This window comes from Bradyrhizobium tropiciagri (genome assembly GCF_001189845.1).
In the GTDB taxonomy this organism is placed as follows: Bacteria; Pseudomonadota; Alphaproteobacteria; order Rhizobiales; family Xanthobacteraceae; genus Bradyrhizobium; species Bradyrhizobium tropiciagri.
The window spans coordinates 42,920-55,453 of the sequence record NZ_LFLZ01000018.1; the positions used below are offsets into that span (position 1 = coordinate 42,920).

Here is a 12,534-nt window from a genome sequence, read left to right on the forward strand (position 1 = left end):
AAATGAAGAGGCCGCCAACTCCTGATCCATTTGCAGGAAGTATCGCAGATCGACTTTAAGGAGCAGTTGTTCGGCTTATCCGGTGACCAACTGCTTCTGTGCAGGCGGCTGAAACACGGACAGCGCCCCTGTCGGCACTGTCCAAGTTAGGCCATGCGCTGGAACGGATTAGAACATTGACGCACCATCATTGGAACAACAATTCCCCGTGTAACTCTGACGGGGTGGGTTCAGGCCCCCAAGCCTCGCACCCCGGCAACGGCCCCGGTCTATCGCCCAAGATCGGGGCTGTTTCTTTTCAAGGGAGCGGCGGCCTGTAGCGCGCTCACCGGGAGGCAACAGTCTTCTAACCCTGAAGGGGTAGCCCGCCAGCACGGGCCGTGCACGGTCTCGCTAAACTGGCGCGTGCATCCCTTCCTCACGGCAATAATCCGATACGCAGGCGGTGCTGACTGAAGGGTGTAAGCAGTGTATTCTAGCTTCAACACACCAGCCGGTGCGAAGCACGACGCTCGTGTCTGAGAAGCTGAGCAATGACCTCGATGCCGTGGATGTGGCACTGGTGGATTTTTCTAGGCGCTTCCGTCCTTGGTACGCTTGCGGCGAGGAGCCTCTTTGAGGAGAGGAGAGCTCAAAGCGGAGACATGTTTGTGTCCCTGCGGCCGACCAACTACGCCGACCTTTGTCGGTGGCTAGCGATGGGCGCCCTGTTTGGCGTGGTTATCGCCTGTATTGCCGGTTTCCTGAGGTGAAAGAGGGCTGCACGCCTACCAAGGGCAGGGAAGTGGGGGCTTGCTGCCGGGCGTAGCTTTCGGATGTGAAGGCGTTCACAAGAGTATTGCAAACCCGGCGCTATACTTCCGCAGACTATTGCCCATTATTTTATTGCTGACGGAATTCATGGCAAGGCCTTTGGCGGTTGTTGCAATCGTGCTTGCAGTTCTGGCGGCGGTGCGAGGCCAGCCCAACGAGCTTGTTCTGCTGCCGACGAAGCCGATGCCGGCGGTTCTTATTCCGTGATGGATCCAGTTTTGACTCTAGACGCGGCCCATAGAACAGCGTCGCTGACGGGCAACACGTCTCCTTTGACGAAGAGGCTGACATGGAAGAATACCAGATTGCGCTGTTGCGGACGCACGAGCGAAACATCGAGCGCTATCGAGGACTACTACGTACCAAACTCAATGACGTTGAAATTCGCTTTGTTGAACGACGGCTGTCGGAAGAGCGTTTTGCTGTCGAGATGCTCAAGGTTGCGGGCCGAGAGGAAGTTTCATCGAATCAGCTCGATTAATTAGAAGCAGTCTCGGTCGGCTGCGCGGCAGGATCTTGTTTCCGCTTAGGGAAAGTTATGTCGGATATATTGATCCGCTGCGTTGAGACAGGAAAACCCGTGCAGACAGGGTTAGATACTGAAACGGTCGTATTGGAGACGCTCCCAAGCATTGAGCTTCGCGTCCGGTGCCCACATTGTACACAAACACATTTTTGGCGACCCGCAGAGGCCTGGGTCTACGACGGCAAACACTCGACGTCACATTAGGGTCTACGCGCGGGTGGAAATCCGATGATCCTGTTCACCGGGTCACAAGCCGGACCTGCGACAAACGACAAGCGTCGGCCAAAGCGTTTGAGTGCACGCGTTAGGCGAAGCCCAAGTATGGCCGGATGGCCCACATATCGTCGCCAAGGCTCTCGCGGCCCTCAAGGCGTGTGGAGGGCGTCATACGCGTGGGCACCAAAGATAGCCGCGCTGACGCACAGCAGCCCGACAATGGTCATCGCCACCATGACACTTCCCCTTGTGGTTTTGCGGAAGTGGTATCGGCAAAATGTTTCAGCCCGGTTTCGTCAGTTGGTCAATATGGTGTCACGACCGGCCCGGCGGGGCCCTGGTCTTCAGCTCGGGGCCCTGAAATCCCCCAGCGCCGGAAATCTGCCAAAAATCAACTCGGTCAACTGTGGCTTGGTTCACACAGAATTAGGAAGAGCCGGCGCCAGGGCCCGTGCGCCAGCTCCTCCTGAAACGTGACCGTCTTCTACGTTCCCAATCGGTCCCGTCCCATGAGAAGCGTGCGCTGGTTTGGTTGCTGAATTTGCTAGCGGCGCAAGAACAATGAAGCGCCCTACGTCAAGGTCGCTCTCGTTTGTCTATTGTTTGGTGACGGCGTTGCCCTCTGGTGCAATCCTGCATTTGTGGGCCATTGGGCCAAGTGAGGTCAGATATCGGCGCGGTTCGATCCAAATCCACCGCCAGAAACCGTGAGCAGGAATCTCACTACGTGAAGCGCGTCGCCGGCGTCGAGTTGGTCGCGACGGGCCGACCGCCGCGGTCGTTAGTAGAAACACAATCTTTCGCGCGCAACATCGATCAAATTTGCATTGGTTATTGATGGGCTCGGAAATGATTGCCTTTCCAGACAGGCGAAAGTCTGTACGTAATCCATCACTGGATAATGCCTTAATCAGGTTTGGTGACTTGTCGCTATGCTGTGTCGTCGGCGACATCACAGAGAATTGCGCGTCGCTGAAGGCGGATGATCCGCCATCGCCCCTTCCTGACCAATTCATGCTTATCGTTCCGCCTAGCAAGACTTACTTCTGCAAAGTCGTTTGGCGAAAGCGCGGATGGGTTGGCGTTGCGTTCGTTGCCGAGTGATACGAACGGCAGAAAGCGCGAATGCAATGTTTGAAGATCCGCGCGGCTAGCAAACCTCACGCGCTGCCGGATGCCTGGCCTATGCTATCGCGCTTGGATTTCAGCGGGACGTCTTAGACAACAAAATTTGCAAGGAGAGAACGTGTTGGCTCGCTTGCCGGACAAGGCAGCCACGCCACTGTTCCGGCTCGTCGTGAACACTTCGGATATATTGCTAGGCATTGACAGGAAGCCGAGAGTGCCGCTCGTTTCGGCAAGGCAGTTGCGCCATCCGGAGGATCAGGTAGGCCGCTGAACCAACAACCGGCCGCAACGGCGCCGCTTAATTGGGCATTAGTTCCGGCGAGGACAGCTGCCGGCTTAGACATGCACTTGTCTCGGCGTGTCGAGCGAGCTTTATCAGTGCCTCTTTGGCGGCGCATGGGGCCAGTGCCGCGGCCTCGTTCCGCAACTCTCTCGCTCGTTCTGCGAGTCGTGCTTCGAGGCTGTCCGTCCAAACCACGCGGCGGCGTAATTGTCCCATGTGCTTTTCCTTTTCAGGTCCCACCAGGAACTTTGGATCGCAAGCGTTAACCGCGCGTAAAAGTTCCCTCGGAGGTGTTTTGGGGCGCCAAGACGGCGCGAAGAGGGCGCCAAATAGGACAAATTGCGGATTGCTTGGCAGACAGCGTTGGTGGCCGAGATTCGGTCGATGGGCTTGGCGGATCCAGGCGACGGGGGGGCGTTTTCATGCCGGCTCGAGCGCCGCTCGCGCCTGCTGTGATCTACAACAGACGTCGGAGAATGTAGTTCGTCACAGATAGTGTGTCGATCGCGCAACGTCTCGATAGTTCTGCTGAGCATCCGACGTGTTTAGGCTTCACGTCGTGGCGAATTCATCGTCTAATAATGGCGGACCTTCGGCGGCGATTTTATTTCCAAAACGTTCATTTGAGATCGGGTCCAGGAGGTCGCTGTCCAGCGCCAGCGGCCTCTTCGTTTTGCTTCATTGGATTGCGAGAACCCGTCCGATGCCGATACAGGTGTGGGCCGTTGCCGCTTCGATCGGCTGGACAACTGTCGTGGGCGCGATTCTGCTATGTGATTTTCGGCCCCGGCTAACTTGGCAAAGCCGCAATGTGTTACGCTATCGCTCTACGACCGGTGGCGCCCGGGACACGACATAGACCGACAGTTGGCCTCTCCTAATTGTCGCCATGCGAGCTCATTTTTTTCGCCATACTCCTTAATTAACCATCCAAGCCTAGCAGCTGGGGATGGGCGATTCGCACTGCATTGGAATGTGCTCGTAGTTGATCCTGCGTTGCATTGAAATCTGCTCGTAGCGCAAGGCGTTGCGAGCGCGTGGTACGTCGCGCGCCTTCGCTGCGCGGCCGTGAATTCCTTTGTAAGCGTCAAAAGAGAAGCATCTCTGCGACCCATGGAGACCTGAATTGGATACGACCGGGACAATTACATCATTTTCTTCCGCACCGATGACGAGGTTTTCTATCGGTGGTGACAGCTACGGAGTTCAGGATGCGAGCACGAGCTACAGCCTGACCAATCCTGACGCACAAACTCTGCGCTTTGTAGTCAACCGGGGCGATCATGCCTGGTACGATAGCTCGTCTGTTGATCGCTCCGAGGTTTCAGCCGCGGACAACATTCCCGGCAGCACTCCCATCGCCTTGAATTATCAGTTCATGGTGGAGCCAAATGGCCCTAACGGGTCATTTGTGAATACGGCAGATGGCTGGTTCATCGTTGGACAAATGCACAACGATGACAATTCCAGCGGCGTAGGCACCTCGCCGCCGTTCGCGATCCAGCTTGCTGGCGATCACCTGCAGGTTGTCGCCAGATATGTCGCCCCGGGTCAGGATCCGAGCAACGGGGCCGGCAACGTGCAGATGCTCACGCTCTGGACTGACCCCAATCCAATTCAAGCGGGTGTGTACAACAACATCCAGATCCAGGCCGATGTTTCGAACACCGGCGGCGGGTATTTGAAGGTCTCGGTCAACGGGAATCAGGTCGTGAATTACAACGGCCCGTTGGGATATGGGGTCGGCACCAACTGGGAATACGGAGTCTATCGGTCGACGGCGCCCGAGACCGTTGCCGTCGATTACCGAAATATGACGCTATTGACGGGGGCGGCCGCGACGACTTCGTCGACGTCGACGTCGACGTCGACGCCGACGCCGACGCAGCCAACCACGACCACCGCTCCAACCACCACCCCAACCGCCGTTGTCGCGCCGGCTGTAACACAGAACCTGACTTCGCCGGGGACTTCGACAGTCGACCCGGGGACGACTGTGTCAACGACCGACCCCAACGTCCAAAGCGCCATGGGACTGGCGCCGACGTCCCCGTCCGGTTGGTCGACGTACTCGACCGGCGCAAGCACCGGAAGCCTGGCAAACCAGGATTTCACGCAGCTGCAGCAGCCTCCGGGATCAGACACCAGCATGCTGGCAACCGCCGCCCCGCAGGCGATCTCTTGGGGGGATCAAGGCACGGCCGCGGCGTCTCAGGCGGGCAATAGCTTTGCGCTGCTAAACCAGTACCTGGCGGGGAGCTCCGGTCGCGCCGATGGCGGTATGGTCGCTCTAGCCATGCGTGGCTCTGATTGGACACAGAACTCGTTCCTGACCAAACCTCAGAGCTAAAGCATGATCCGGAAAAGTGCGCAGCGGTTTTCCGAAAAGACTATGCTCAAACAATGAGCTAAAGCGCGATGATGATTCAACCCAATCTCATCGCGCTTTGATTCGCCCGCAAATCCGCTCTCGTGGCATTGGAGCCACGCGCGATCCGCTGCGCACTGGAAGCCGACGCGTTATCCGGCCGGCGTCGCTTCGTCCTGGAAAGTATTGCTATAGTTGATCTTCGTAAGCATTCGCCCAGGGCCGCGGAGCGTAGCTCCGGTGCGATGATGTGTGGACGGCTTGTTTTCCGCGGTTGACGGCCGGTTCGTGCGATGGCCTCGTTGCTTCGAGGAGCGAGGGCATGCGGATCGAAGATCAGCTTCGCGATCGGCTGAAGAAGGTGGAGGCGCTGTATTTCGGCGCGGCCACGGCGGGAGAACGCGACGCCGCTGAAGCCGCAGCAGAGCGGCTGAAGGCCAAGCTTGAGGAGGTCAGTCGTCGCGATCCCCCGATCGAGATGAAGTTCAGCCTGCCAGACCAATGGTCGGTCCGGCTGTTCATTGCCTTGTGCCGGCGTTATGGCATTCGGCCGTTCCGATATCCGCGGCAGCGCGCGACGACGATCATGGTCAGGGCGCCGCGCCGCTTTTTCGACACCGTGGTGTGGCGGCAGTTTTCCGACCTGCACACGGACCTCTGGCTGTATTTCGAGCAGACCACAGAGCGGCTGATCCGGGAGGCTATCCACGCCGATACTGCTGACGCCGAGACGACGGTCGAACCGGCCAGCCTGCGATGACGCGCATCCTGGCCCGCTCGCGTACAGCTCTCCAATTGCACGCCAGAAGCTCGCGCAGCCCGTCGATGATCATTCTGACCGGCGTGATAGTGATCAGGCCGCCTGAGCGATAGCGGACGCCGCGCACTTCCATTCCCAAGGCAGTAGCTCGTGAAGCCGACCTTGCCGAATGCCGGCGATGCGAGCGAGCACGTCAGCGAGCCAGGCCAGCGGATCGACGTCGTTAAGCTTGGCCGTCATGATCAGCGTGGCCATGACCGCGGCCCGGTCGGCCCCGCGTTCGGAACCGGCAAAGAGCCACGATTTGCGTCCCAGCGCAAAGCCGCGCAGCGCGCGCTCGGCTGCGTTGTTGGTGAGGCAGATCCTGCCGTCGTCGATGAATCGCGCAAAACGGTCCCAACGTTTGAGCATGTAGTCGATCGGTTCGGCGACGGAGGCAGAGCGCGACAGGCGGGCACGCTCATCGCGCAGCCAGGCTTCCAGGACCGTCAAATGAGGCGCGCTTTGTTCATGTCGCGCCCGCAGCCGCTCTTCGGCGTCTAGGCCATTGATGCCGCGCTCGATATCGAACAGCACGTCGATGCGCCTGACCGCCTCCAGCGCGACAGGCGAGATCGCCGCTGCGTTCTTGCCGCGCCGGGCATTGGCGGCAATATCCGCTAACTCGAAGAACTGCCGCCTTGCGTGCGCCCAACACAGGGCCGACGTAACCGGCCCCGGTAAGCGGGACGGCTTGTAAAGTTCGTTGTACCCGTCATAGGCATCGGCCTGCAGAATGCCGGCGAAGTCTCGAAGATGCCGGACGGGATGTTCATGCGTCGGTCCCGAGAGGCGTAATACAGCGCCGCCGGCGGTGCACGTCCGCCAAACGGCCGGTCGTCGCGGACATAGGTCCAGATGTGCCCCTTTACCGTCTTGCCCTTCGCCAGGATCGGCACCGTGGTGTCGTCGCCATGCAACCGTTCGGCGGCCAGAACGTGGGCCTCGATCAGCGCATGCAGCGGCTGCAGCACCGTGGTGCAGGCCCCCACCTGGTCGGCCAGCGTCGAGAGGCTGAGATCAATGCCTTCGCGCCGGTATCGCTCGCTCTGGCGGTTCAGCGGCTGGTGCTGGCCGAACTTCTCGAACAGGATCATCGCCAGCAAATTCGGCCCAGCGAAGCCGCGCGGGGTAACATGGAAGGGCGCCGGCGGCTGGGTAATCGTCTCGCATTGCCGGCACGAGAACTTCTCGCGCACCGTCTGGATCACCTTCCAGGACCTGGGGATGACCTCCAGCGTTTCGGTGACGTCCTCGCCGAGCTTCGACAGCTTCGCCGAGCCGCAGCAGGGACAATTCTCGGGCGCAGCAATCACCACGCGCTCACGCGGCAGATGATCGGGGAAGGGCTTGCGCGAAGGCCGCTTGCGCTGGAATGAGCGCACCGTCTGTGCACCGGCCGCGGCCTGTTCGGCCGCCATCTCATCTTCGGTCGCGGCTGCTTCCAGGTCCTCCAGCTGCAATTCCATCTGCTCGAGCAGCCGCGCCTTGCGTTCTGAGCTGCTGCCGTAAAGCTCGCGCCGCAGCTTCTCGATCTCGAGTTTGAGATGGGCAATCAGCGCTTCCGTGTTCGCGTTCACAGCCTGGGCGCGGGCTGCAACCGCCTCGGCTTCCACACGCGCAGCGCGCTCCTTAAGGATCATCGCGTGAGCGGCGGCGAGATCGGATGGAAGCGATTCAGCTGCGTCTTTCACTAGACGATGGAATCACATCCGCTGCGATCCGCAAGCCAAAACTGTCAGCCGACCGACGTCGGACGCCAGGTTTCCTGAGGATTGCGCCAGTCAATACCGGACAGCAGGTAACCAAGCTGTGCCGGTGAGATCGTGATTGCGCCGTCGGCTGGGCTCGGCCACAAAAACCGCCCGCGCTCCAGCCGCTTGGTGAACAGGCATGCCCCTTGGCCGTCATGCCAGATCACTTTCAGAAGATTGCCGCTGCGTCCGCGGAAGCAGAACAGGTGCCCACCCAGCGGATCGCGCCGCAGCACTTCCTGCACCTGCAGCGAGAGGCTCGCAAATCCCTTGCGCATATCGGTGTGCCCGGTTGCCAGCCACACCCGAACATTGCTCGGCACCGGAATCATCGCCGCTCCAGTACCGCCACAACCCGCGCCAGCACGGCCGCATCGACGCCATTGTCGACGATCACCCGATGTCCGCGCATCAGCACGATCTCGATCCGACCCGGCACCGCAGGCACACATGCCTGAGGTGGCAGGCTCCGATCCGCAGCTTCAGGCTGTTCCGGCGATATAACTATCGGTGCAAACGTCGTCCCCCCGTCCGCTTCCGCAAGCCGACCAGCCCGGGCCAGCCGGCGCCATGTAAACAGCTGGCTCGCAGACAGCCCGTTCCTCCGCGCTGTCGCCGACACCTGCCGCGGCTCAGCGTAACTCTCCGCCACGATCCGTTGCTTCTCGTCCAGCGTCCAACGGCGCCGCGCACCCGACGAAATTACGTCGAGACGCGCGACCTTCAACATAGGCGTATGACCAGTCATACGCCTATGTCTTCACCGTCCCGTCACGTCAGACAAGGCGGCCCACGCCGTAGGAATTCTGATCTTCTCAATGTAGATCCGCTCATCCTGACGGGCTCGAACGCGCGAGAATGCAAGAATGGCATAGCCGTGCCTGCGGCGGTCGCTGGCTCATTTTGCCACCGGACAGGCTTCTTTCCCCCCGGAGACATTGTCTGTGGCCATTGGCTGCCTCCGTAAGGGCCTGGGACGGCAAGCGAGGCTGCGCCCGTCGGGCCGCTGACAGCCCTTGGCCCGCTCGCCCTGGATGCCAGACGGCGGCCTACGGCCGCTGCAGCGCGCCTGGAGGGGGAGGCGACCGACCGAACTCTGCCCGAACCCGACGGGTGGGCGGCGGATCGGTACGTCTCGCAGGGCGCTTAGCGCGAGCCCCTTCGAGGCGACCGGTTGCATCGGGTCGGCACGCAGGCGAGGCGTACGCGAGGGTATAAGGCTGTTGATCAGCGATCCGATGCCGGCGGCTGAGCACCCGCGACCCAGCGGAGCAGGCGCGTGATGTCTATTCAAAGCTCAGACGGCCCCCTGGCTGCTACGATAGCCATCCGGATTCTGCATTTGCCAGCGCCAATGATCCGCACACATCTGAGTGAGTGATCGCGTAGATGTCCAGCCCAGCAGATTCTTTGCGAGCGTGGGGTCCGCGTAACAGGTTGCGACATCACCGACCCTGCGTTGGTCAATCACGTACGGAACTGGCCGGCCACTCACGGCCTCGAACGTTTTGACCACCTCCAGGACACTGCTGCCGCTTCCTGTTCCGAGATTGACTGTCAGAACGCCGGGCTGTCTCAACTGGCTCAAAGCGCTCAGATGTCCGGATGCAAGATCGACGACATGAATGAAGTCGCGGATGCCTGTGCCATCCGCAGTATCGTAGTCATTTCCCCAAATTTGCAGTTTCGCACGCCGCCCGATCGCTACTTGCGCTACAAGCGGCAACAAATTGTTGGGTACGCCGAGAGGGTCTTCTCCGATGCGCCCGCTTTCGTGCGCGCCAACCGGATTAAAGTAGCGCAGGATGGCGATCCGCCAATCGCTGTCGGACCCATGGAGATCCCTTAGAATCTCTTCGACAAAGTACTTTGTGCGGCCATACGGATTTATTGGTCCTACGGGATGTTTCTCGTCCAGCGGCAGATATGTGGGCGTGCCATAGACCGTTGCGGACGAACTGAAGACCAGCGTTTTCACATCGGCACGCGACATCGCCGACACGAGCCGCATCGTCCCCACGACGTTGTTTTCGTAATACGTCATGGGTTGAGTGCTGGACTCACCGACCGCCTTGAGCCCGGCGAGGTGAATGACCGCGGTCACTCCGTGAGTGCGCAGGATCTCATAAATCGCCTCTTCGTTGCAGATATCGATGTGCTGGAATACGAGCGATCGCCCGCAGATGGCCTGTACCCGTTCGAGGGAGGCGCGATTGCTGTTGCAGAGATTGTCGACCGCAACGACATCCAGCCCGGAATCGAGTAGGGCGACCGCGATATGGGACCCGATATAGCCGGCGCCTCCGGTCAATAGGATCATTTTGATTCCATTTTCTTTCCGCGTCTGCGGGGGCAATTCTCGCCGCGCGCGAAAATCAACCCGTAGACCTTCGCGACAGCTGCAGGTTGTGCCTTCGTCCGCGCATAGTCAAGCTTCGTGCATCTCACCTCGCGGTGGAGGCGTCAGGCGGTATCTGAGACGTCAACGTTCAGTGAGCTACGGCTGACCGGTGGTGCATGGACTAATTTCGGCTATTTACGCAGTCGAAGCGCGCCTTCGGCCTTCGAACCAAAATCCTTGCGGGTATGGCCGTTGGCAAGAGGCACTTCGAAGTAGTTTGCCGCTTGGTCGATTGCACCGAGCGGAGCGGGCCGGCCTGTCCTGGCGATTTTGGGAAGTTCTCTCTTTGGTGGGAGGAGGCGCTCGGTTGCGTCAGCGGCCGACTGCGCAGTCCTATTTGATGGCCAAGCTGTCGGTCGATGGTTCAATCCCCAGATCGCCGCTTGTGTCCTGTTTTGAACGCGAATCTTGCGAAGGATCGCCTTGATGTGAACCTTCACCGTGGCTTCAGCGATATTGATCTTGCGCGCGATGCACTTGTTGGAATCCCCTTCGATCAAACATTGGAGAATAGAGATTTCTCGCGGCGAAAGTTGTTGTGCAAGCCTGCTGTCTGCATTTGCTATCGCAGGGCTATCATCGACACGTGCAGAGGCATCGTCTGCGTCACGCTTTTCGACATCGAGAGCAGACGTCAAGAAGTCAGTCGGAAATACCGTCCCGCCCATCATGACCAGCTCGATGGACTTGATGAACGTGTCGCAGTTCATCACGTCGATGAAATAGCCAGTGGCACCGGCCCGGAATGCAGCAGTCAAGTCGTTCAGACAATAGTGATCCGCGACGACGGCAATGCGTGCGTCCGCGTGACGGCGCTTGAAGCACTCGATCTGTTCGATCGCAGGGCCGAAATTATCGCCGCTGTGAACAATCAAGTACAACGCCGGATAGGCTGAAGCACCCCCGACATTCTCCTTACCGGGTAAACTACCAGGTAAATCAACATCGGCTATTGAGGCAAATACTTGAAAATTTTCGGAATTTAGAATTCTAGCAAGACCTTCTTTCCGAAGACTATTTGCACCACCAAGTACAATAGAACAAGAATATTGTCGTCTCATGGAACTCTCCTGGACGCGACAAAAAATATACAATGGGCTCATCGGTTTAACCCGACTCGTTTCTTGGATGGCTCGCCAAGCCAAAACTACGACGCATTGAAATTGCCTCTTCAGTTTCGGTCGCTCGGACAAAAAACTGGGGCGAAAAAGCCCTAAGCATGCGTCAAAAGATTTACTAATATTAAATGCTAATCCACGATATCCATATATATCCTTGGTTATAGACTTTGCGGGAGATATCGCCCACAGTGGCTTGATTTCTCGGCACAGGTCGGGTGCTCGCTTTGAGTGAAATCAAGATATTCGTACGATTTAAGATTGTAGTGTAAACTAGGTTCATCAGGCCATCGGGATGGCAAGCTCGGCGTGCCCGCGGCAACAAAACCTTCCTGAAAAGCCCCAAATTAAAGTAGCTTGGAAGCGATATTGAAAGGGGCGCCGAGCTGAACCGGACAGACTGAGGATTGGCCGGAAATGCATTTCAGTCGTGTGGTAATTGCTAGCAGATTTCCAGTTGTTTCATTGGGTCTGAACTGCCTGCTAGAAGCAGAACGTGACTTCAGGGTCGCAGCTCGATGCAACAATAGTGCGAGCTGCTTCAAGGCAATTCGGGCTCTTGTGCCCGACGTCGCCATCTTGGACATATCGATGCCTGACATGTTTGGGCAGGCATTGCTTGATATCGCGAATTCCCGGACCCCAGCCGTTCGGCTCGTGTTCCTCGCAAGCTCCGTTGAGGATCGCGACCTCGCCATGTTGGCAGAAGTGGGGGCCTTTGGCGTTATCCTGAATGACGAGGAGCCTGAAGCTCTTCTACAGACATTGCGGCAAGTCGCCGACGGCCAGAGAATGCTGCCTGCCCCCTCCAACGAAGTAGCAATCGCTTCTGGGCAGCCTGCGATCGCGGACAAGCAGCTTTCCGTGCTGACGGACCGTGAGCGTCAGATCATGCGTCTGGTATCGGAGGGACTATCAAACAAGGAGATTGGCCGTCGATTGAAGGTAACTGACGGCACGATCAAGGTTCATCTCCACCATATCTTTCGCAAGCTTGAGATCGGCAACAGGACAACCCTCGCAACGCTCGCCGTCTCATCCGCTGGGCCAAGCGGCTTCACTTCTGACTAACACGCAGCCTTTGGCCTGGTTGAGCGCGATATCAACCGCCTGACGCGGGGGTGCGCA

10 protein-coding genes and 1 pseudogene are annotated in these 12,534 nt (G+C 58.8%); 5 read left to right on the forward strand and 6 right to left on the reverse strand.

Annotated elements, in window-relative coordinates; all coding sequences use genetic code 11:
* Positions 1-792 precede the first annotated feature (792 nt).
* The 4 genes from AKN84_RS45570 to AKN84_RS16535 all read left to right on the forward strand — a co-directional run bounded on the left by AKN84_RS45570 (position 793) and on the right by AKN84_RS16535 (position 6,094).
* On the forward strand, positions 793-1,020 hold the full coding sequence (locus tag AKN84_RS45570; RefSeq protein WP_128970904.1) for a hypothetical protein: 228 nt from the start codon (positions 793-795) through the stop codon (positions 1,018-1,020).
* Between the two features lie 82 nt (positions 1,021-1,102).
* Positions 1,103-1,294, forward strand: a complete 192-nt coding sequence (locus AKN84_RS16525) for a hypothetical protein (RefSeq protein ID WP_050421749.1) — start codon at positions 1,103-1,105, stop codon at positions 1,292-1,294.
* A 2,798-nt stretch (positions 1,295-4,092) separates the two neighbouring features.
* Positions 4,093-5,316, forward strand: coding sequence for a heparin lyase I family protein (locus AKN84_RS16530; protein ID WP_128970905.1), 1,224 nt, complete (start codon positions 4,093-4,095; stop codon positions 5,314-5,316).
* A gap of 340 nt (positions 5,317-5,656) precedes the next feature.
* The gene (locus AKN84_RS16535) at positions 5,657-6,094 is read left to right on the forward strand and encodes a hypothetical protein (protein WP_050421751.1); all 438 of its coding nucleotides are present in this window, start codon (positions 5,657-5,659) and stop codon (positions 6,092-6,094) included.
* A gap of 93 nt (positions 6,095-6,187) precedes the next feature.
* On the opposite strand, the gene AKN84_RS50710 is transcribed toward AKN84_RS16535, so the two are convergent.
* The 6 genes and pseudogenes from AKN84_RS50710 to AKN84_RS16555 all read right to left on the reverse strand — a co-directional run bounded on the left by AKN84_RS50710 (position 6,188) and on the right by AKN84_RS16555 (position 11,349).
* Positions 6,188-6,349, reverse strand: a complete 162-nt coding sequence (locus tag AKN84_RS50710; protein ID WP_430649911.1) for a transposase domain-containing protein — start codon at positions 6,347-6,349, stop codon at positions 6,188-6,190.
* A pseudogene (tnpC, locus tag AKN84_RS16540) lies at positions 6,332-7,776 on the reverse strand (IS66 family transposase); the annotation flags it as partial. The gene AKN84_RS50710 and the pseudogene tnpC, both read right to left, overlap by 18 nt.
* Positions 7,777-7,871: 95 nt before the next feature.
* Positions 7,872-8,219, reverse strand: coding sequence for an IS66 family insertion sequence element accessory protein TnpB (gene tnpB, locus AKN84_RS16545; protein WP_050421752.1), 348 nt, complete (start codon positions 8,217-8,219; stop codon positions 7,872-7,874).
* On the reverse strand, positions 8,216-8,617 hold the full coding sequence (tnpA, locus tag AKN84_RS45575) for an IS66-like element accessory protein TnpA (protein ID WP_128970907.1): 402 nt from the start codon (positions 8,615-8,617) through the stop codon (positions 8,216-8,218). Before tnpA ends, tnpB begins: the two co-directional genes overlap by 4 nt.
* A gap of 567 nt (positions 8,618-9,184) precedes the next feature.
* Complete coding sequence (gene galE / locus AKN84_RS16550) at positions 9,185-10,207, reverse strand: UDP-glucose 4-epimerase GalE (RefSeq protein ID WP_050421753.1); 1,023 nt, start codon at positions 10,205-10,207, stop codon at positions 9,185-9,187.
* Positions 10,208-10,419: 212 nt separating this feature from the next.
* Complete coding sequence (locus AKN84_RS16555; RefSeq protein WP_050421754.1) at positions 10,420-11,349, reverse strand: LuxR C-terminal-related transcriptional regulator; 930 nt, start codon at positions 11,347-11,349, stop codon at positions 10,420-10,422.
* A 474-nt stretch (positions 11,350-11,823) separates the two neighbouring features.
* On the opposite strand from AKN84_RS16555, the gene AKN84_RS16560 reads away from it, so the two are divergent.
* A complete protein-coding gene (locus AKN84_RS16560) occupies positions 11,824-12,477 on the forward strand; it encodes a LuxR C-terminal-related transcriptional regulator (RefSeq protein ID WP_244485199.1) in 654 nt (217 codons plus the stop codon).
* Positions 12,478-12,534: the final 57 nt, after the last annotated feature.

What these genes read in the sequence shown, in the direction of transcription:
- AKN84_RS16525 (WP_050421749.1), top strand. Translation starts at nt 1,103, where the DNA reads ATGGAAGAATACCAGATTGCGCTGTTGCGGACGCACGAGCGAAACATC.
- AKN84_RS16535 (WP_050421751.1), top strand. Translation starts at nt 5,657, where the DNA reads ATGCGGATCGAAGATCAGCTTCGCGATCGGCTGAAGAAGGTGGAGGCG.
- AKN84_RS50710 (WP_430649911.1), bottom strand. Translation starts at nt 6,349, where the DNA reads ATGGCCACGCTGATCATGACGGCCAAGCTTAACGACGTCGATCCGCTG.
- tnpB (WP_050421752.1), bottom strand. Translation starts at nt 8,219, where the DNA reads ATGATTCCGGTGCCGAGCAATGTTCGGGTGTGGCTGGCAACCGGGCAC.
- tnpA (WP_128970907.1), bottom strand. Translation starts at nt 8,617, where the DNA reads ATGTTGAAGGTCGCGCGTCTCGACGTAATTTCGTCGGGTGCGCGGCGC.
- galE (WP_050421753.1), bottom strand. Translation starts at nt 10,207, where the DNA reads ATGATCCTATTGACCGGAGGCGCCGGCTATATCGGGTCCCATATCGCG.
- AKN84_RS16555 (WP_050421754.1), bottom strand. Translation starts at nt 11,349, where the DNA reads ATGAGACGACAATATTCTTGTTCTATTGTACTTGGTGGTGCAAATAGT.
- AKN84_RS16560 (WP_244485199.1), top strand. Translation starts at nt 11,824, where the DNA reads ATGCATTTCAGTCGTGTGGTAATTGCTAGCAGATTTCCAGTTGTTTCA.